Annotated in this window: 18 protein-coding genes; 13 read left to right on the top strand and 5 right to left on the bottom strand. The window is 41.7% G+C overall.

The annotated features are described in order from the left end of the window. The 5 genes from DM09_RS11150 to DM09_RS07690 form a co-directional block, all read right to left on the bottom strand. A complete protein-coding gene (locus DM09_RS11150) occupies positions 1-1,431 on the bottom strand; it encodes a GGDEF domain-containing protein (protein ID WP_051938303.1) in 1,431 nt (476 codons plus the stop codon). Positions 1,432-1,561: 130 nt separating this feature from the next. Beyond that, complete coding sequence (locus tag DM09_RS07705; RefSeq protein ID WP_038249488.1) at positions 1,562-3,103, bottom strand: flagellar hook protein FlgE; 1,542 nt, start codon at positions 3,101-3,103, stop codon at positions 1,562-1,564. Positions 3,104-3,132: 29 nt separating this feature from the next. Further along, the gene (locus tag DM09_RS07700) at positions 3,133-3,798 is read right to left on the bottom strand and encodes a flagellar hook assembly protein FlgD (RefSeq protein WP_038249486.1); all 666 of its coding nucleotides are present in this window, start codon (positions 3,796-3,798) and stop codon (positions 3,133-3,135) included. A 10-nt stretch (positions 3,799-3,808) separates the two neighbouring features. Then, positions 3,809-5,524 (bottom strand): flagellar hook-length control protein FliK, encoded by a 1,716-nt coding sequence (locus DM09_RS07695; RefSeq protein WP_038249484.1) that lies wholly within the window; start codon positions 5,522-5,524, stop codon positions 3,809-3,811. Between the two features lie 65 nt (positions 5,525-5,589). Continuing rightward, complete coding sequence (locus DM09_RS07690) at positions 5,590-8,460, bottom strand: ion transporter (RefSeq protein WP_038249482.1); 2,871 nt, start codon at positions 8,458-8,460, stop codon at positions 5,590-5,592. A 118-nt stretch (positions 8,461-8,578) separates the two neighbouring features. Between DM09_RS07690 and DM09_RS07685 the strand changes: the two genes are divergently transcribed. From DM09_RS07685 to DM09_RS07625, 13 genes are all read left to right on the top strand, one after another. Next, on the top strand, positions 8,579-9,010 hold the full coding sequence (locus DM09_RS07685; protein WP_038249480.1) for an FxsA family protein: 432 nt from the start codon (positions 8,579-8,581) through the stop codon (positions 9,008-9,010). 196 nt (positions 9,011-9,206) lie between these two features. After that, positions 9,207-12,017 carry an SLBB domain-containing protein gene (locus tag DM09_RS07680; RefSeq protein WP_038249477.1) on the top strand — a complete coding sequence of 937 codons (2,811 nt, stop codon included), beginning with the start codon at positions 9,207-9,209 and terminating at the stop codon, positions 12,015-12,017. Continuing rightward, entirely contained in the window at positions 12,017-12,991 is a 975-nt protein-coding gene (locus DM09_RS07675) for a Wzz/FepE/Etk N-terminal domain-containing protein (RefSeq protein WP_038249475.1), read from the top strand. Before DM09_RS07680 ends, DM09_RS07675 begins: the two co-directional genes overlap by 1 nt. Beyond that, entirely contained in the window at positions 12,984-14,387 is a 1,404-nt protein-coding gene (locus DM09_RS07670) for a mannose-1-phosphate guanylyltransferase/mannose-6-phosphate isomerase (protein WP_038249462.1), read from the top strand. The genes DM09_RS07675 and DM09_RS07670 overlap by 8 nt, the downstream gene beginning before the upstream one ends. Positions 14,388-14,391: 4 nt before the next feature. Continuing rightward, positions 14,392-14,796 (top strand): type VII toxin-antitoxin system MntA family adenylyltransferase antitoxin, encoded by a 405-nt coding sequence (mntA, locus tag DM09_RS07665; protein ID WP_099098495.1) that lies wholly within the window; start codon positions 14,392-14,394, stop codon positions 14,794-14,796. Further along, positions 14,784-15,215 (top strand): type VII toxin-antitoxin system HepT family RNase toxin, encoded by a 432-nt coding sequence (hepT, locus tag DM09_RS07660; protein WP_038249459.1) that lies wholly within the window; start codon positions 14,784-14,786, stop codon positions 15,213-15,215. Before mntA ends, hepT begins: the two co-directional genes overlap by 13 nt. A 133-nt stretch (positions 15,216-15,348) precedes the next feature. After that, positions 15,349-15,657, top strand: a complete 309-nt coding sequence (locus DM09_RS07655; RefSeq protein ID WP_038249456.1) for a nucleotidyltransferase domain-containing protein — start codon at positions 15,349-15,351, stop codon at positions 15,655-15,657. Beyond that, a complete protein-coding gene (locus DM09_RS07650; protein WP_051938301.1) occupies positions 15,654-16,115 on the top strand; it encodes a hypothetical protein in 462 nt (153 codons plus the stop codon). Before DM09_RS07655 ends, DM09_RS07650 begins: the two co-directional genes overlap by 4 nt. Further along, positions 16,108-16,296 carry a hypothetical protein gene (locus DM09_RS07645; RefSeq protein WP_038249453.1) on the top strand — a complete coding sequence of 63 codons (189 nt, stop codon included), beginning with the start codon at positions 16,108-16,110 and terminating at the stop codon, positions 16,294-16,296. The genes DM09_RS07650 and DM09_RS07645 overlap by 8 nt, the downstream gene beginning before the upstream one ends. 202 nt (positions 16,297-16,498) lie before the next feature. Continuing rightward, complete coding sequence (gene wecB / locus DM09_RS07640; protein WP_038249450.1) at positions 16,499-17,620, top strand: non-hydrolyzing UDP-N-acetylglucosamine 2-epimerase; 1,122 nt, start codon at positions 16,499-16,501, stop codon at positions 17,618-17,620. Next, positions 17,610-18,842 (top strand): UDP-N-acetyl-D-mannosamine dehydrogenase, encoded by a 1,233-nt coding sequence (gene wecC / locus DM09_RS07635; RefSeq protein WP_038249447.1) that lies wholly within the window; start codon positions 17,610-17,612, stop codon positions 18,840-18,842. Before wecB ends, wecC begins: the two co-directional genes overlap by 11 nt. A 9-nt stretch (positions 18,843-18,851) precedes the next feature. After that, positions 18,852-20,108, top strand: coding sequence for a flippase (locus tag DM09_RS07630; protein WP_038249443.1), 1,257 nt, complete (start codon positions 18,852-18,854; stop codon positions 20,106-20,108). After that, positions 20,105-20,614, top strand: coding sequence for an acyltransferase (locus DM09_RS07625; protein ID WP_051938300.1), 510 nt, complete (start codon positions 20,105-20,107; stop codon positions 20,612-20,614). The genes DM09_RS07630 and DM09_RS07625 overlap by 4 nt, the downstream gene beginning before the upstream one ends. Positions 20,615-20,628 lie beyond the last annotated feature (14 nt).

Below are 20,628 nucleotides of genomic sequence, written 5' to 3'. Positions count from 1 at the left end.
TTAAGATTTAGTGCTGGCTGCATGTACGGTGGTTTCTTTGATATAACTATTGGCTAAAACTTCTTTAAGACGCACGCAACCTTTACCTGAACTTTTGGCTTGGTATAATGCATCATCGGCTAAAGTGATGAGCTCTTGGCTATTGGTGATGGTTGCAGGTAACACACAGGCGACACCAATGGATAGGCTAACTTGGATACTTTCATAACCTTTAATCTTGATTTGTTTGACAGAATCCATAATACGGCAAGCTATATTTTCTAAAGGTAGGGTTTTACCAAGCTCCCCTGGTAAAAGTGCGATAAATTCATCGCCGCCATAGCGGGCTACAATGTCATAAGCGCGTAGATGTTGGCGTATATGTTCGGCAATACGTACCAATAAAATATCACCCACTTCATGACCATATTGATCATTCATGAGTTTAAAGAAATCAACATCAAAAAACATACAGCTGAGTGAACTTTGTTGTCCGCGTTCTAAACGGTTAAACTCTTCTTCCATACGAAGTGCAAAGTGACGGCGGTTATAAATACCTGTTAAAGGGTCGTGAATGGCTTGATATTCTAATGCTTGATGTTTTTTTTGGGCTTGAATGGCGAGGTGTAGGTGGGATGATGTGACTTCTAGCAACATGCGAGTATTCACATCTAATGGTTTATGATGTTCGACCAATATCACGGCAATCAACGCATGTTGGTCAAACAGTGGAATAGCCAAGTTAAATGTTTCATCGACAAATGGGATGTATAAAGCAGGTGAAAGGCTGACAAAAGCTTTATCTTTATGCTCTTGTGCTGTGAAGTGTTGTTGTAAATGCAGAACAAAGTCTTGGGGTACAGGCGAAGGAATCGGCTTGTCTAAAATACCAAAACATTCGCTATCCACACCTTTGATCACGATGGTTAGGGCCTTTTGAGCTTGTAAACTTTGATGTATGCCCTTTGATGCATGTTTGATAACATCGGCTGTATTGTGATGCTCTTCCAGTTTTAAAGAAAGGTCTAACATGGCATTCAGTAATTGAAGGTGTAGGTCTTTATCTTTGATGCATTGCTGTTGTTGATGTTCTTGGTTCACCAAGTCAAATAAAAGTCGTGAGCTCTTGTCAGAAATCACTTCTAATTTCTCGCGTTTGCGTTTGGCTTGAAGCAAAACTTGGCGCAATTCTGTATTGGCAGTGACATCGATAATAATATCACCTGTAAAGTTATGAATAGCTTGTAAAGCATTGGTATAGGTTGGAATACCCAGTGTACGTGCATGTTGTATGGCAACAGCTTGTTCATCCATATCGATGACACCGTCAATATATAACCAATCACTGTATTGGTAAAAGAGATTGAGCAAAGCATTGCCACCATTACCGCCACCTAAAATGAGTATGTGTATATCACCTTGTTGCAGTTGAATGTGGGGTAAATTAGACATGTTTAACTTCTAACAAGTTTCATGGCGCGTGTAAATAGTTTTGTGTGCCTGCCATTTCATGATGTATGCGTCATAAAAAAGCCTGTTTGCAAAAAAAACAAACAGGCTTGATGTATGAAGTGCGTTGTTATTAACGTTTAATTTGCATTAAAGACGATAACATTTGGTCTGTGGTTGAGATGGTTTTTGAGTTTGCTTCATAACCACGTTGTACCACAATCAATTTTACAAATTCACCCGCCAAATCCACATTGGATTGCTCCAAACCATAAGGGGTGATAGAACCCATACCACCATTACCTGGTTTTTCCAAGATGGGTGAACCTGAGGCAATGGTTTCTTGTTGCAGGTTGTTACCCACATGGTTAAGCACAGCATCATTGGGGAATTTTGCCAATGCGACTTGATACAATGAGCGGCGTTGTCCATTGGTGAATACACCAAATACACGACCCGTGGAGTCGGTTTCCAATTTATCCAAGAAACCTGATGCATAACCATCACGTACGATTTGCCGGGTGGCAAATGTACCTGCCATTTGTACCGTACCATTTAAACCATCACCAAGAATAGCTTGTTGGTCATTGGTGGTGGCATCACCAAAGTTGAAGTTGATGGTGGATACTGCAGCACTGTTCCAAGGGAAGTTGATACCAGGGCCAACTTCAGTGACCAATTCACCTTGGCTACCAAAGACAAGCTGGTTACTCGCAGGTGCAGTGAGCACATTACCTGAGGTAACATTGGTGCCCGCAGGGAATGTGCTGGTATTGACTACAACAGAGCTGCCTAAAGCCGCGCTGACTGTTTGCCCTGCCAAGACATTAATACCATTGATGGTGACAGCTTGGTCAAAGGTTGCATCACCTGAAATTTCTGTGCCTGCTGGCAAGGGCAATGCAAGTGCTGGGTTGGTGGTGTTAAAATTGGTTGCGGTATTTCCCACAATCACTTGTTGTCCTGGAATACCACCTGAAACATCAGCGCCATCCACGCCAGCCTGCCAGCTCCAAGTATTATTGGCTTCTTTAATATAATAAACACTGACCGCATGTTGTTGGCCTAATGAATCATAGATATTGGCTTCAGCTTTGTAGTGGTAAGTTGCTGCATTGTTGGGATCAAAAGCAACACCTGCATTATAGGTTGCTGCATTGGAATCAAGGGTTACACCCACATCAACATTGGTGGTGGGTTGGGCTTGGGATGCCAGCCCGCCAAAGGTGATGTCGGTAATATTACCTGTGGCATCACCTTGTTCATTGGTTGCCCAGCCTTGAACCACAAAACCTTGCCCATCAATAAGGTTGGAGTTTTTATCCAAGATAAATGAACCTGCGCGGGTATAATAGGTTTGTCCACTGGCAGGGTCTTTGAGGGCAAACATACCATTGCCATTAATCGCCATATCGGTAGCGCTGGTGGTATTCTGAATCGACCCTTGTTGCTGGTCGCGTGTAATCATACCGATGCGCACACCATTACCCACTTGGTTGGCGATGTTGGAGCGTGTTACACCAACGGTTTGTGATAAAACATCGGAAAAGACCACGTTTTGTGATTTGAAACCCAAAGAGTTGATGTTGGCGATGTTATCACCAATCACGCGAACACTTTCACCGAAAGCTGATAGTCCACTGGAACCTGTATAAAGTGCGTTGTAAATACCCATAATAATCTCCTATATGAATGTGTTAAAAATTAAACTCTTACTTCTGTGACATTGGCAATGCTGGTTGGTGTTCCACCGACAATGAGTTGTATGCCTGCAGAAGTCATACGAACGGCATCAACAACACCTGAGCGTTGAATCGATGCGGTCACGGCTTGGCCTGTAGCATCAAAGGCGGCAATATCAATTTTGTAGTCGCCCACTGAGACAGGGTTGCCGAAATCATCTTTACCATCCCAACTAAGTTGCTGATCACCCGCAGGCATTGCAGATAAAGACATATTACGAACAGGTGTGCCCAAACTATCACTGATGGTGATATATACATTGCTGGCATTATTATCCAAACTAGCGTTAAAGGGTTGGTTTGTTCCTGTATACTGAATATTACTTTCGTTAATCATTACTGTGCGACCTAAATAACCCGCTGAGGCTGTATCCAAATTACTGCTAGAACCACCTTGGCTTGCTGCCATTTGTTGCAAATACTTATTGGTATCAATTTGTTGTTCTACCATATTGAACTGCGCTAGTTGTGAGGACATTTGTGAAGAATCCGTGGGGTTTAAAGGGTCTTGGTTTTCCATTTGCGCAACCAGCATTTTAAGGAAAACTTCTTTGGTTCCTAAGTTTTGTGTGCCACTTGGCGCGGGGGCGGGTTGTGCACCATATGTTGATGAAATTTCTAAAGGCATTGTAATTCTCCTATGCTAAGATACTGAGGTGACCTTGTGCTGCGAGGTTCACGCCTATTCTTGTATTTTGTTCGTCATTGGAATGGGTAAGTATGGTGGCATCTAGAGCATTACCGGTTGTGCTAGTGTTGGATGCCTGCTGGTTACCACCTTGTTGCTGTCCGCCTTGCTGGTTCATCTGCATGGAAAAACTTCCCAAATCTAAACCTTGTTGTGCCATGGCCAGCCTTAGTTGTGGCATTTGTTGTTCAAGCGCTTGTTTTGAGGCGGCTTGGTCAACGGTAAATACCACTTGTATGTGTTTGGCTTGATCAATTTGGATGGAAACCTGTACTTTACCCAAATTGGCAGGTTCTAGCTGTAGCTCTAAGCTTGTATTACCCGTTTTGGCAGATTTTACAATTTCCAACATGGTGTCTGCGGGGGTAAATGTACGCTGTGATTTATAGGCAAGTTGCGCCTGGAAATCCAAACCTTTGGCATTTTTATTGTCCGTTTTTGTAGCGTCCAATAAAGACATGTCGGCATCACGTTGATTGGAGTTTAAATCCTGTTGTGATGCTGCATTGTTGTCCGCTGCTGCCATACTGATTGCATTGGGACTAGTCGCAGCAACAGTATTTGTGTTTGTTGATTGTGTTTGTTGTGTTTGACTACTTGTGCGCTGTTGGACGGCTGCAATGGCAGCTTGGCTTGTTTTGATGCCATCGTTGGCTTGCTCTGAACCCGTGTTGATTGGATTGGTTTGTTGCGATGCCGTTTGTTGTGTTGTGATTTGTTGTTCAATCTGTTTGTTTTGTTGCATGCTTAACGACTGTTCACCCGTTTTGTTTTGTGATGCGTTTTGCATGGTGGCAGCAAAACGTTCTGTATGTTGCTGTGTTATATTTTGGGAAGCCTGATTTTTTTTGTTTGAAGCTTCGGCTAAAAGTTCTGGTGTTGTTTGTGCGGATGAAATTTGTTCGGATGAAATATTTGGGGTCGTGGTTTGGGATGTTACACGGCTGGTTTGTTTGGTTTGTTGTTCAGCGACAGCACCACCACTTTTAGGGGTATTGATAAACAATGGTGTAACCCGCGTTTCTTGTACGGATGCAATGGCATCGCTGGCATCAACATTGTTGGTATTTGTAGGTGTGTCCTGAGTGAATGTGTTGGTTAAACCTTTAGTTGTGACAGATGTTTTGTCAGCTTGTGCTAAAATGTATTGTACATTTTTATCGGCAGTTTGCGTATCATGGTTTTGTTGCAAGATGTACTGTAGATTTTTATTTACGGTTTGTGTTTCATCTGTTTGAAGCAAACTGTGTTGCCGATTTTTATTTGCTGTTTGTGTAATGTTCGTTTGTGTTAAAGCATGTTGTGAATTTTTACTGCTTAGCTCTTTTTTATCTGTTGAACCCGTGTTTTTAGCCTGTTGTAAAATATGTTTAATTTTTGCATCTATGTTACTGGTTTGGCTTAAGCTGTGTTGTAAGTTTTTGTTGCCTTGTTGATTGGTTAAAGACTGGTTTTTGGTTTTGCCTTCTGATGTGGATAAAACTGTATTTTTATGACTACCTTGTTGCACAGTTTGTTTAGCAGAACCCTGGGGGGCACCTTTTTGTAACATAGCCAACAAAGTTGAGAATAAAGTTTTGTTTGTTTTAGCGCCTTGATGTTTACCTTGGCTGATGCTGTTTGTGCCAGCGCTAGCTTCTGTGGATATGTTATTGGTATTTATCATACCATGGTTAAAGCAGAAGGGGTGCCATGATGACAACCCTTTGTTTTCAACAGTTTAGGTGTGATTCATGCGTTGGTAGGGGAACTTTTTTCCGTATCAGGGGTAATGTTTGCCCCAATCACAATCAGCTCGGCAATATCATGCCTGTTAAACTCCCAAGAGCGTCTAGAGATAGGATTGCCAAAAGGATTGATGATAATTTGATGTTGGCGTAAGCAATGAAAATCACCTTCCCTTGGAAAAACACTGCGAATCATATTTTGCAGAGGGTCATCCCAAGAGAAAGCATGATTGAGGCGGTAACCAATCCAAATAAAACCTTGTTTTAATAAAGAGGCATAAAGTGCTTCGGGTTCATCGGGTAATGTTTGATGCACATCCATGGTGTAGAGCTCTAGCGCATCATGGTTACCATCTTCAGACATGAGATCATGAATCACATGGCGTAATACCCGCTTCATTTGGTATACATCATCATTTTCTGCTGTGTACATATGGAAGCTGGTATGGGCGACATAAGCACCATAAAACTCATCAGGTACCACAAGGTGCACTTCGGTAGGCAAGGTGAATCTGTCCAACTCCTCTTGAAGAAGCCGCGCTTGGTTGCGGTCTGATAATACGGGGTAAATTTTAGGTCGTGATTGTTCTGTATGAATCATGCTAATCATATGGGACAACATGGTTGAAATCACGGTGTATGGCTCTTGCTCAGATGCTTGGGGTTGGGATAAAATTATGTGTGTAAATGTTTTTACATAATCGCGTAACACTTCCATATCTGAGAAATCCCAAGCCTGTACTGAAATGGATATTTTATCGCCGCCGCTTTGTTCGCTTAAACGTCGTTGAAGGTAAGCCTTCTCATCCATAAGTTTCTCTTCAGGTAAGTTGTCCAATAAAACAACTTCGATATGTTGGTAATCAGGCATTAACCGTTTAAGCAATAAAGGTAGACTATCTACCCAGCCAGTGATGAGTAAACGCAGCTCTGTTACAGGGCGATGTAAGCTAATATGAAAGGTTTCATCTGTTGCTTCTTGAGCAGCTTCAGGGCGATGTAACACATAATGCAGTTCGCCATGCAGCGCATTTTCATTGATAGCAATGCCAACCACAGCTTTGACCACAGTTCTTTCGGCAGTAGGCAGTTGATAAATGGGTTGGATTTTCCAGTTGTCATCAATGATTGCCAATAAAATAACCCCACGTTTTAACAAGTCTTTTGCGGCTTGAATGATATTGGAGCTATGTTGTCCATCGGGGGTAAAAAGCAGTGTTTGCCCATGTTGTTGCCGTATTTCAGCAGACCATTCGCAAACTTGCATCGCCGATTCTTCCGTTCTTTCAGGAATCATTAAGCGGCTAACAACTTGGTCAAAATCACTGTATTGTAGAATGTTTTTAAAGGCATTGGCACGAAAGTCCGCAGCAGACAAAATCACGGTTGGTTTACTGTATTGACCTTGGTCATCCCAGCCGACTTGTAACATATGTTGATGTTCAGATATCCTAGGTTCACTCATGCCTGGCATCGCAATGCTTAAATAAATATCAGGGTGCATTTTGCGAATAGCCAATAAAGAAAAGAAACTTTCGGATAAGGTTTCGGCGGTGCTTTTGTCATCAGGGATTAATACCAAAGCTTGGCGAGCAGCAGATAGGTTGACGCGTTTGAGGTCTTCAAGTTGTTTGCTGTTTCCTGTGCGGTAGGTGACCCATTTTTCTTCAAGTAGGGTATCGTGCATCTCATCACTCTCTTGTAATAAGACCAATTTAAGTTTGGAAAAAGAACGTTCAGATACCAATCTTAGATGTGTAATAATATAGGGCGCAACATCACTCCAACCAATCATGACCATGTGTCGGGTGACGGCGAGACGTTCATTGCGTAGTTTTGTCATCAAGTCGGAAACAATGCTGGCACCAATACCAATAAAGAAAGCGAAGATGAATACACCAATCACAACGGCGACAATCGAGAAGATAGCAATGGATGCATTGTCAGGGTAGGCGACAGAGTTTCCGGGGTCAGTAAAGAGACGGAAAGCAAACCAAATGCGAGCAATCATGCTGTCATCTTGCGGGTCAACCGTACCATCTTGGGTAAAATCAAAACCGGGGAGTAAGAATTTACCAAAAATGCCGCCAGCGATAGAAATTACGGCAAGTACCAAAACAATCAGGTTGATTTCCTGCATAAATTGCCCTTCGCGCATCACATCTTTTAAATTGCGAATAATCACTAACCATGGGCGTAAAAGGCGGACAAGACGCATCATTCTTAAAGCGCCACCGTAGGGGATAATGGCAAAGGCAGGTATCATCACAAAGGTTGCAATCACGTCCAACCACCAAAAAAACCATTCCAAGTTTTTTTCTTTGCGTGTTTCAAAGCTCATGTTTCGCATGATAAGGTAGCGTAATGATAACTCGACAGCGAAGAAGATAATAATCACCCACATCAGCGTATGGGTGGCAAAGAAAGAAACCATGATGATGAGTGAGGTAAACATGCCATAAGTAGGTGAATACATCGCACTTTCTAGGTCAAAATAACGGAAAACACGTAAGGTTCGCATTAAATATACAGCGCGTAAAACACGCACCAAGGCAGCATCTTCTGCTTGGAATGGAATGTCAAAAATCGTAATCAATAAGGAGGCAACACCAATGATATCAAGTATAAGAAATAAACCGTCAATTTTTCGATTCAGCGATGTGCGGTAAGGGTTGGTTCGTGTTTTATGTAACATAATGGTAATACGGGCACCAATTTCAACAACAAAAATGGTAAATAAAATGGCTGCCAACCAAGGTTCATGCGTAAAAGATAAAGCAACCAAACCTATCATCAAAAAACCAAACCTTGGATGCATTAAAATCCATTCAATATGGTAATATAAAAGATTTTTATCTAAAGTTTTGCTTTTCATAATTGTTGGTTCCTATATGTCGTTGAAGGATGGAGTAATCAGTCAAAAAGCAATAGTGATGCCACTTTTAGATAGGCCAAAGCTTGCATTATGTTGGTGGTGGCCGTATACATAGCTTATGATGCGTATTTTCTTTCTTTTATTTGTGTTGTTACCCCTTTTAGAACTTTATGTTCTCATTGAAGTAGGTCGTGGTATTGGTGGTTTGACGACCATTGCCCTTTGTTTATTCACTGCAATTATCGGCGGCTTATTGATTCGTATTCAAGGTATTCAAACCTTGCTTAAAGCACGGCAAAGTATGCGTCAGCATGAGCTTGCTGAGCAGGGGATGCATGGCGTGATGTTGGTGATTGCTGGGGTGATGCTTTTTATTCCAGGGTTTATTAGTGATACATTGGGTTTTTTACTTTTGGTGCCAGCTATTCGGCGCTGGTTGATAGGTAAAACATATAAACCTTTCCCACACCACATGGATGTTTCGGGCAAACACCATAAGCGTTACCCTAATGTTGAAGTGATTGATGTAGAAATTATCAAAAAAGATTAAGATTTTATCGTTGTGTTATAAGGTTATGCCATGAACTTCAGGTATGAAAACCGGAATTTCCTTGGTTTTAAATCTTGTTCGACTTTAGCATTGTTGAATTTTTCTAATATATTTTTCTTGCTTTATTGACGATGGAATACTATTCCATAGGATGTTGGCAAATAGTTATTTCATCATGGGGTTAGGGTTCTTTTTAATGCAAAATATAATTCGTTTGTTTTTTTTCATCACCATGGGTTTGGTGTCGATGGCAAATGCGCATGGCGCAAGTTTGTCAGCAGATCAATTGCGTATGGTGGAGCAGTTGTCGCCCCAAGATAAAGCATCGCTGGCTAAACAATACGGTGTGAATATTCCGAGTAAACCTTCTTCAGTTGCTATCACGAATCCTGAAACTGTTGCGCCTCGTGCCGTGGGTAGGGGGATATTGGAGTCAGGACCCGTTAAAAGCGCAGATGCGAAAAAAATTGAACAAGATGTTGCACAGTCTTCACAAGTTGAAATGCCAATTGAAAAAACTGGTGGTCAGCAAGGTGCTGATAAAATAGAGCTTAAACGTGCGTTTTCTGATTTTGTTCGGGAATCAAAACCACTACAAGTGAATACCAATAACCTCAAGCAATTTGGGTATGACTTGTTTGCAGGTGCACCGACCACCTTTGCGCCAGCTACAGATGTGCCTGTTCCTGCAGAATATGTTTTAGGTCCTGGTGATGAGCTAGAAATTCAGCTTTTCGGACAACAGAATGATGTGTTTACTTTGGTTGTCGATCGTGAAGGTAGTGTCGCGTTTCCTAATATTGGGCCACTCACTTTGGCAGGTTTAAGCTTTTCAGAAGCCAAAGCTTTCCTTGCTGAACAAGTTGGCGATAAAATGGTTGGTGTGTCAGCCAGTGTGTCTATGGGTAAGTTGCGCTCTATTCGCGTGTTTGCATTGGGTGAAGTTGAGCGCCCTGGTTCGTATGTGGTGAGTGGGTTGGCGACCTTATCCCATGCGCTGTTTGTATCAGGTGGCGTGAAAAAAATAGGGTCGTTGCGCCGAGTTCAATTGAAACGTCAAGGGAAGTTAGTATCCACTTTAGACTTATATGACTTTTTGCTTAACGGTGATACCAGTAAAGATGTGCGGCTGTTACCTGGTGATGTTGTGTTTGTTCCCCCGATTGGGAAAACGGCAAGTATTGCTGGAGCGGTGGTTCGCCCTGCGATTTATGAGCTCAAGGGTCGCACAAATGTTGCAGCTATGGTTCATTTGGCAGGTGGTTTTTTACCCAAAGCCTATCATGAAGAAGCTTTATTGGAGCGTATTAACGACACAGGCAATAAATCGGTCAAAAGTTTTACTTTGTATGGCAAAGGTTTAAAAACAGTGGTGCAAAATGGTGATGTGATCAAGGTATTTTCATCATTGGATTTTGAAGAAAACCCCGTCATGTTGATTGGTAATGTGAAACGTCCTGGTAAATATGCTTGGAAACAAGGTATGCATCTCAAAGACCTTGTGAAGAATGAGCAGGCATTATTACCAGAAACATTTATGGATTATGGTTTGATTGAGCGAGAAGCAGAAGGAAACCGTGAGCCAGAGCTTCTTCGCTTTAATGTGCGTGCTTTATTAACACAAGGTGGTGATGATAATGTATTGTTAAAACCGCGTGATAAAGTATTTATTTTTCATCGTTCACACTTCCGCATAGCACCCAAAGTAAAAGTGGTGGGCAGTGTGCAAACACCAGGCGATTATGCCTTGAAGAAGAATATGCGTATGCTTGATCTTGTGCTTGCCGCAGGTGGGCTGCTTAGGGATGCTTCTTTGGGTAAAGTTGAGCTTTATCGCACCAATCCTAATACCCATGATGTTTCTATGTTGAAGGTATCGTTAGATCAAGTGATGCAAGGTGATAAAGCGGCAAACTTAGACTTGCAGGATTTGGATCGTTTGGTCGTTCATTCGGTTTGGGAGAAAAAGCGTAAATATAGTGTGCAAATCACAGGCGAAGTGATGAATCCGAAAGAATACACCTTTGTGGATACAGGCATGCGCTTAACAGACTTGGTGTTTGCAGCTGGTGGTGTGACAGAAAAGGCTATGCTTGGTAAGGTGGAAATCACAAGGTTTGATATTATAGATGGCAAAGCGCGTGAGTCTAAACACTTTGATGTAGATTTGGCTAAAGCATTGGCTGGTGATGAGTCTGCGAATATAATGTTACAGGCGCATGATGTGGTGACGATTCGGCAGGTGAGTAATTGGCGGGCATCTGAGCATGTGACATTGGCAGGGGAGTTTTTATACCCTGGTTCTTACCCTGTAGAGGATGGTGAAAAACTTTCTGATTTGATTGAACGAAGTGGCGGTTTTTCAGATAAAGCCTATTTGAAAGCGGCTGTGTTTACCCGCGAATCTATTCGGCAAGAACAACAAAAACAAATTGATGAAATGACATCACGTATGGAAGTAGAGATTGCACAAGAAGAACAAGCCATTGCTTCCTTGGGTGATGCACAGTTGATCAAACATAAACAAGCTGCGTTACTGGCTGCAAAACGGGTGTTGGAGCAAATGAAAGCAACCAAAGCTCTAGGTCGTTTGGTCATCAAACTTGAAGACATTCGTAAGCTGAAGAAAAGTGATTTTAACTTAACCCTGCGTGATGGTGATCAACTTTATGTGCCCAAGAAACCTGATCAAGTGATGGTGGTTGGTCAGGTGTATAACACGACAGCATTATTATATCGTAAGAAGTATGATCTTGAAGATTATGTGGGTGCCGCTGGTGGTATGACGCGTTTTGCTGATGAAGATAGGGTATATGTGGTGCGAGCCAATGGGTTTGTGGAACGAGCGAGCGCTTGGGGTAGTACATATATTCACCCTGGTGATGCGATTATAGTGCCTGAAAAGCTTGAGCAGTTTAGCTTATTGGATAGCACCCTAGACTGGTCGCGTGTGCTGATGCAAGTCGGTGTTGGTTTGGCTTCTATGAAAACGATTGGTATATTTTAATGCGTAAACAAAATGAACAAACCAATGCTGAATCACCAATCTTAGATCCACGTATGCTGCAAGCCATGTATGGTATGCCCTATGAGGAAGATGAGATTGATTTATTAGAATATTGGCAGCTTATTTGGAAGAAACGTGTGTTTATTTTTGCATCGGCTTTCTTGGCTGCAATATTGGCAGCAGGTATTTCGTTGACCATGCCCAATATTTATAGAGCTGAAACATTGTTGGCACCTGTGGGTGGTGAAGAAAGCCAAGGTGGTTTATCCTCGATGTTGGGTGGTTTGGGCGGTATTGCTTCATTGGCGGGCGTATCCTTGGGCGGCAGTAGCTCCATGGAAGAAAATATTGCTGTATTAAAGTCGCGAGAGTTTATTTGGGGTTTTGTGAAAGATGAAAAGCTGATGCCCATTCTTTTTGCAGATGATTGGGATGCTGAAAAAAAACAATGGATAGCCGAAGACCCAGAAGACCAACCGTCGCTTTGGGATGCTTGGCGGCTTTTGGTGGAGGGCGGCATATTGGCAGTGAATGTCGATAAAGACTCGGGTTTGGTGAGATTATCGATAGACTGGGAAGACCCTGAATTGGCAACGGTATGGGTAACGAAGTTGGTGACACGCATCAATGCTTATTTGCGAGAGCAGGCCATTTTGCAAAGTGAACAAAAGTTGAAGTATTTGAATGATGCATTGGCTGAAACCCAAATTGCGGAAAATCGACAAGCTTTGTTTGAGTTAATTTCCGCTGAACAAAAACAAACCATGTTAGCCAATACACAAAAAGATTATGTGTTTCGGGTGATTGATTCCGCCGTGGTTCCCGATGAAAAAATCAAACCCAAACGTTCTATCATTGTGTTGCTCACAGGATTTGTGGTTGGGTTCCTGGCGGTTGTGTTTGTTTTTATTCAAGAGGGTTTAAGAAAACGCAAAGAAGAGGATTGCAAAGAAGAGGAGCAAACCCGTGCATAAATACCAAGCTGTAGTGCTTGCAGGTGGTTCAGGTACACGTTTGTGGCCCATGTCTAGGCAGCAATTACCCAAGCAGTTTTTAAAGCTGACAGGTGAAGACTCATTGCTTGCAGCCACCATTTCACGGTTGTCGCCTAAAATTAAGCAAGGTGATGTATGGGTGGTGACCAATGAAGCTCATGCCACGGGTGAAGCATTCTCAGAATTGGATCATTTGCATACCATTCTTGAGCCTTGTGCAAGAGATACTGCACCTGCCATAGCCCTAGCTGCGGCTTTGTTGCAAAAAGATGGTGATGATCCCGTCATGTTGGTATTGCCAGCAGATCATATTATTCAAGATATCCCAGCCTTTCACCAAGCTTTAGATCAAGCTATTGCCGCTGCAGAGCAGGGTAAGTTGGTCACTTTTGGCATTGTGCCAGAGCATCCAGATACAGGTTTTGGCTATATCCAAGCTGAAATGTCGCATGCAGACACAGCTTTGCCAGTGAAACGGTTCACGGAAAAACCTGATTTGAAAACAGCTAAAACATTCTTGGATGAGGGCGGTTATTTTTGGAATTCAGGCATGTTTGTCTGGAAAGCATCGGTGATTTTAGCTGAGCTTCAAAAGTATCAGCCAAAGATTGATGTTGTATTGCAAGCCATGCAACAAGCTTGGGTTGAGGGTGAAGCTTGGCAAGAAGTGGTGCGGCATCAATTTAAGGATATGCCTTCGATTTCAATTGATTATGCCGTGTTAGAGACATCGGATAATGTGGTGATGGTGCCTGTATCCATGGGTTGGTCAGATGTGGGCAGCTGGGATGCAGTGTTTGATATTGCGGATAAGGATGAGGCAAACAATGCTGTGAGCGGGCATGTGATTGCGATTGATTGTGAGCATAGTTTGTTGCGCAGTGAATCGCGTTTGATTGCAGCAGTTGGGCTTAGAGACATCATTGCTGTGGAAACACCCGATGCCATTTTATTATGCCCCAAAGGTGAAAGTCAGCGGGTGAGAGAAGTGGTGGCAGCGCTTAAACATACAAGCGGCACAGAGCTTCTTGAGCATGTAACCGTCAAACGCCCTTGGGGCAGTTATACGGTATTGGAAAATGCTGAAGGTTATAAAATGAAGCGTATTGTGGTGGAGCCTGGTGCAAGTTTAAGTCTGCAGCGCCATCAGCATCGCTCTGAGCATTGGATTGTTGTCTCTGGTACCGCAACCGTCACGCGTAATGATGATGTGTTTACCGTAGCAAAAAATGAAAGTACCTATATCCCCATTGGTGAAAAACACAGGCTTGCCAATAAAGGAAAAATACCTTTGCAAATGATTGAAGTGCAAGTGGGGGAATATTTGGGTGAAGATGATATTGAGCGATTTGATGATATTTATGGGAGGGAATGAGCATATGACGCAGCATGTTGCACAGCAAACATACAAGCCATTGCTGCAATATTTGCAACAACATCCCGAAATTCAGCAAGCTATTCTTTTTGGCTCATTGGCTCGTGGGCAAGCACATGCAGAGAGTGATGTTGACTTGGCAGTTGCTTTGGATCATGTGTTGGATGTCGATGAAAAGATACGTATGGTTGAAGATATTGCGCTTGTGATGGGCCGCGCTGTAGATTTGGTTGATCTTAAGGTGGTTGGAGAGCCTTTGTTGGGGCAAATCGTGTTGCATGGAAAGCAGCTTGTTGGCAATGCGACGATGTTTGGCAATTTACTTAGCCAGCATGTTTTTGAACAAGCTGATTTTATGCCATATCGCCAGCGTATTTTGGATGCGCGGAGGGCTGCATGGATAGGTTAGTTGTTGAAGAAAAGCTAGAGTCTTTACGCAAGTGTTTATTGAGAATTGAGGAGAAATGTCCACAGGATGTTGCTCAGTTGATGAATGATGTAGACCTACAAGATATTATCACATTGAATTTGACGCGAGCAGTGCAGTTAAGTGTTGATATTGCAGCGCATTGGATTGCAAGTTTGGAAGAAATATCAGCACCGAATACCATGGGTGGCATGTTTGATGCGTTGGCACAACATGGTCATTTGGATGAAAAGCTTGCTGAGCGTATGCGGAAATCTGTTGGCTTTCGGAATGTTGCCGTGCATCAATATGAGGCAATAGATTGGCAGGTGATGTATGCTATTTGCCAATACCATTTGGGTGACTTCACACAGTTTGCCAAGGTCGCTTATGCTGCTTTGCAGAAAAATAATGATCGTTAGTATGTGTTTTAGCTATAGAAAATCATTAATAGATAAGCTGAATCAAATTGTGATTAAAAGCGCGAATCAAGCCCTGACCCCTAGTGCTTTAAAACTGTGGCTTGGTACTTGAAATGATGAATGTGGTGTTTTTATGCGCTTAACTGCATTTCAAGTTTCGCAGATTCAGCAAAAGGTGCCTATGTTTTTCGGGGAAGGTTCGCATGTGTGGCTTTTTGGTTCTCGGGTTGATGATGGACAAAGGGGTGGCGATATTGATTTGTATATTGAGCCGAAGATACAGGATGCTACTGCACTTGTTGATGCCAAGTTAAAGTTTCTGCTTGAAATGCACAGGGTGTTGGGCGAACAAAAGATTGATGTTGTGTTGAATAGGCGTAAGCATGATGCGGGTTTACCCATATATCAGATTGCGAAAGAAACAGGGGAAATGTTGTTGTGAAGTCTACTGTATATACTGAAACATTAAGTATCTGCCAGCGTCATGCTGATAGGTTGGTTTGGGCAATGCAGGCGATGGAAAAGCATTTACCTTTTTCAGCAGATACTTTGGGGCAGTTGACAGATGTTGAGATGGCAATTCTAGATCAGTTTACTGTGCGTTTTGCGAAACTTCAGGATGTGATGGGGGCAAAGCTGTTTCCTACAGTATTGGATTTGGCAAAAGAACCTGGTGGGCTGGATGCTTTTGTTGATAAGCTGAATCGTTTGGAGAAAATTGGTGCTATTCCTTCGGCAGAGCAGTGGCTGATGTTGCGAGAAATGCGCAATGCGTTTTCACATGAATACCCTGATGACCCAGACATGCAGGCTGCGATTTTAAATAAGGCTTTCTCTCTTGCAGGTGAGTTGCTTGCTACACTTCGTGCGGTGGAAGCTTTTGCGAGCAGATATGTTTAATGATGTACTGGCGGTTTCAGACAATAAAATAGCTGCTGCATTCAATTTAGCTGTATTGAGGGTTAAACACGGAAAAGAAGAAAAATTTATGGGTGGTTTAAGCATAATATCCGCGAAACAAGACCTGACCCTAATGCTTTCAGTTTGCCAAGGTCGCTTATGCTGCTTTGCAGAAAAATAATGATCGTTAGTATGTGTTGTAAATATGGAAGGGCATCGATGGAAGGGTGCTGAGCCATGAATAAAACCGAGATACAACAAAAGGGCTCTGACCCCTTTTGTATTTACAAATGATTGAAGTGCAAGTGGGGGAATATTTAGGTGAAGATGGTATTTATGGAAGGGGGCATTATGAGCTATTGCCTTAAAGAGAGGCTAGTTTAATGAGAAAGATACTTGCAGTTTTTGGAACACGACCTGAAGCAATAAAAATGGCACCTGTGATTAACCTTCTTGCCGCTCACCAAGCCATTGAAGTTAAGGTTTGTGTTACAGCACAGCACAGAGAGATGTTAGATCAGGTACTTAATCTTTTTAAAATCGTACCCGAATATGATTTAAACTTAATGAAGTCAGGGCAAGACCTTACCGATATCACCAACCGTGTTCTGGTTGGTATGCGTGATGTGTTGAGCGAGTGGAGGCCCGACTTTGTTGTTGTTCACGGTGATACTTCGACAGCAATGGCAGCCAGCTTAGCCGCGTTTTATGCGAAAGTTCCCGTTGCACATGTAGAGGCTGGACTTAGGACGAATGACATTTATTCACCTTGGCCCGAAGAAATGAACAGACGGCTGGTGGGCAGGCTTGCAACAATACATTTTGCACCAACACAAGTAGCTAAAGAAAACCTCTTGTCGGAAGGTTGCTCTGAATCCTCTATTGTGGTTACCGGGAACACAGTTATTGATGCTTTACTTAATGTGGTTCAAAGGCTTGATGCAGATTCATACCTTAATGCTAATATTGGTAAGCATTTTTCCTTTTTACAAAAACAGAAAAGGATGATTTTAGTTACGGGTCATAGAAGAGAAAATTTCGGGATGGGTTTTGAGAGTATTTGTCATGCTTTGTTAGAAATAGCGAAGCATGACAATGTGGAAATTGTATACCCTGTACATTTGAACCCCAATGTGCAAGAACCTGTGAAACGTATTATTGGTGATTGTTCAAATATTCACTTGATTGAACCTCAGGACTACTTGCCATTTGTGTGGCTGATGAAGGAGTCATATCTTATTTTGACAGACTCTGGCGGCATTCAAGAAGAGGCACCATCGCTTGGCAAACCTGTTTTGGTGATGAGGGATACAACAGAGCGCCCAGAAGCAGTCGATGCTGGCACGGTTCGACTTGTGGGAACAAACCAAGAAAAAATCGTGTCAGAAGTCTTTAGGCTTTTAGACAATCAGGAAGCATATAAACAAATGAGTAAGTCCCACAACCCTTATGGTGACGGGATGGCTGCTAGGAAAATTTGTGAGGTTTTAAGTCGTGAACAATAAAGTAACTACAGTAACAATGATTGGGTTGGGTTATATTGGTCTTCCAACAGCGGCGTTATTAGCCAACAGGGGCTATCGGGTGCATGGTGTAGATGTTGATAAACATGCAGTTGATATTATTAACCAGGGAAAGATTCATATTGTTGAGCCAGAATTGGATACATTTGTTCATTCTGCTGTGAACTCTGGAAAATTAACTGCCAATATGGTGCCTGCTGAAGCAGATGTCTTTATGATTGCAGTACCAACACCATTTCATCATGATAAAATGAATGAAATGACAAACTCACCCATTCCTAATATCGACTACGTCATTTCAGCTACAAAGGCGATAGCACCATATATTCGTAAAGGAAACCTGATTCTTTTGGAATCAACTTCACCTGTCGGAACAACGGATAAAATGGCTCAAGTCCTTCAAAATGAAGGTGTGGATATTAATGAAGTCTATATTGCACACTCCCCCGAGCGTGTGTTGCCAGGGCATATTATGCGCGAACTGGTTGAAAATGACCGTGTGGTTGGTGGAATAAATGATGAGTCGACAAAGGTTGCTGCTGAATTTTACAGAACCTTTGTGGAAGGTACTGTTTTAGAAACCAATGCGAAAACTGCTGAAATGGCGAAGCTTACAGAAAACTCATTTAGAGATGTAAATATTGCTTTTGCTAACGAATTATCCATGTTATGTGATGATTTGGATATTGATACGCGGGAATTGATTGCATTAGCTAATAGGCATCCAAGGGTAAATGTTTTAAACCCTGGTTGTGGGGTGGGTGGGCATTGTATATCCGTTGATCCTTGGTTTATTGTCGATAAGGCGAACGGCAAAGCCAAAATGATTGAGCAAGCCAGAAGAACCAATGATTATAAAGCAGATTGGGTTATTGAGAAGGTTAAAAATGCAGCCTTGGTGTTTGAAGCTAAGAATAACAAGAAACCTGTTGTTGCATGTATGGGTCTTGCATTCAAACCTGATATTGATGATTTGAGGGAGTCACCTGCGCTTTATATTACCAAAGGTTTAATCCAAGAAGGGTTGGATGTTTTAGCTGTAGAACCGAATATTGAAAACCATAAAGATTTGGATATTACAGCTCCTAATTTAGCAGTAGAAAAGGCGGATATTATTGTGTGTTTGGTTGCACATAAAGGTTTTGATGATTTTGATGTGCTGACTAAAGAAGTATTTGATTTTTGTGGTGTTTTGAAGAGCTAACTTGTATATATGAAAGATATTTTAAAAGGCTCTGCACTTATCTTTATTTTCAAGGTATTGGGGGCAGCCTCACTTTTTGGTGTGCATTTAATCATTGCTAGGCATTATGGTGCTTCAAGCCTAGGTGTATTTAATCTGGTATTGGCACTGATTACCTTTGGGACAGTGTTTTCGAGACTGGGTTTGGATATGTATGTGCTGAGGGTTATCCCAGAAATTGAAAATGATAAGATATTGGCTGCGGGGTTTATTCAACAAGTATTCAAGCTTTTGTTTGTTGGGTCTATTGCATCCATGTTTTTCCTCATGCTGGCTTCGTCATTATTAGACCAATATATTTTTAAAAGTTTCGATGCAAAGAACTATATTTTTGCATTGGCTCTGTTGATGGTTCCGTTTACATTTTTTAATGTTATTCCTGAAATATTTAGAGGGTTTCAAGATTTGAAGGTTTATTCCTTGTATAGGAATGTTTCACAGAATTTACTTTTATTAATTACATTGGCAGGCTTTATATATTTATTGGGTAATAAGCCCGACCCCGTATGGGTTCTTTACATGGTCTTGGTCGGTATTACGTTTGTTATGACGTTCCACTTATACAGATTCCTGAGCCATAAACATGTGAATATTTTTAGAGTAGCTTCATACGATAGAAAAATATTAAAGTATTCGTATCCTATGTTATTTACAACATCAATGATGTTTTTAATGGGGAATGTGGATAGTTTTATGATTAGTTATTACCTTGATGAAACGCAAGTAGGGATATATGCAGCATGTTTAAAGCTCTCTCTGCTTGGGACATTTGTACTGGCTTCAATCAATGGCTTTATTGCGCCCAAAATATCGAAGGCGTATGTCAAACAAGACACTTTTGAAATTAAACGGATATACTATAGTTCAGTTAAAATAATACTGATGGCTGCTATTCCATTGTCTTTACTTCTCATTATATTTTCTGATTTTTTTTTAGGGCTATTTGGAGAAGAGTTTTCTTTGGCATACATTGTATTATGGATAGTGAGTGGAACCTTTGTTGTGTCTAGTGCTTTTGGTCCAATAGGTTATTTATTGAACCTGACAGATTCGCAAGAACTTGTTGCGAAAGTCATATCAATTTCTCTATTAGTTAATATGATTCTAAATGCAGTACTGATTCCGTTGCTTGGTTTAATAGGAGCTGGAGTGGCTACTTTGACTTCGACACTTTTATGGAATGGTAGTCTATTTTACTATGCGCGAGTACATGGAGTTTTGAGGTGAATTTTTATAAGTCTAGCTATATCCCTTTGGTCGATGAGGTGGCATACTTTTTGTACCGACGGGCTATAAAATTTCACAACTTGCTTATACGAAGAAACGTTAAAGGTATTAGTTCAAAAGCAAGAATTGGTTCGTTGTGTACCATTGAGAAGAATGTATTTATTGCTCAGGGGACATACCTTGGCGAGTACTGCCAACTTTTTGCAGGTGTAAATTCAAAGATAGTGATTGGTGAATATTGCGCAATTGGAAACAATGTTAAGATTAAGGCGCGTACGCATGATTTTAAGAAATATACTCCTGATGAAAATGGTCCCAACATTAGAAAAGAAGAAGATATTTTGATTGGGAACCATGTTTGGCTTGGTGATAATGTATTTATCAGAGAGGGAATACATATTGGTGATGGTGCAGTTGTTGCTGCAAACTCAGTTGTGACAAAAAACATTGGTTATAATGAAATTTGGGGCGGCGTACCCGCTAAAAAGATACGAGATATAACATGAGTTTAATGGATATT

Origin of the sequence: Ghiorsea bivora (genome assembly GCF_000744415.1) — a bacterium.
GTDB classification, from domain to species: Bacteria; Pseudomonadota; Zetaproteobacteria; order Mariprofundales; family Mariprofundaceae; genus Ghiorsea; species Ghiorsea bivora.
The sequence above is the reverse complement of the archived record's forward strand: the minus strand, read 5'-3'. Positions and strand labels throughout refer to the sequence as shown.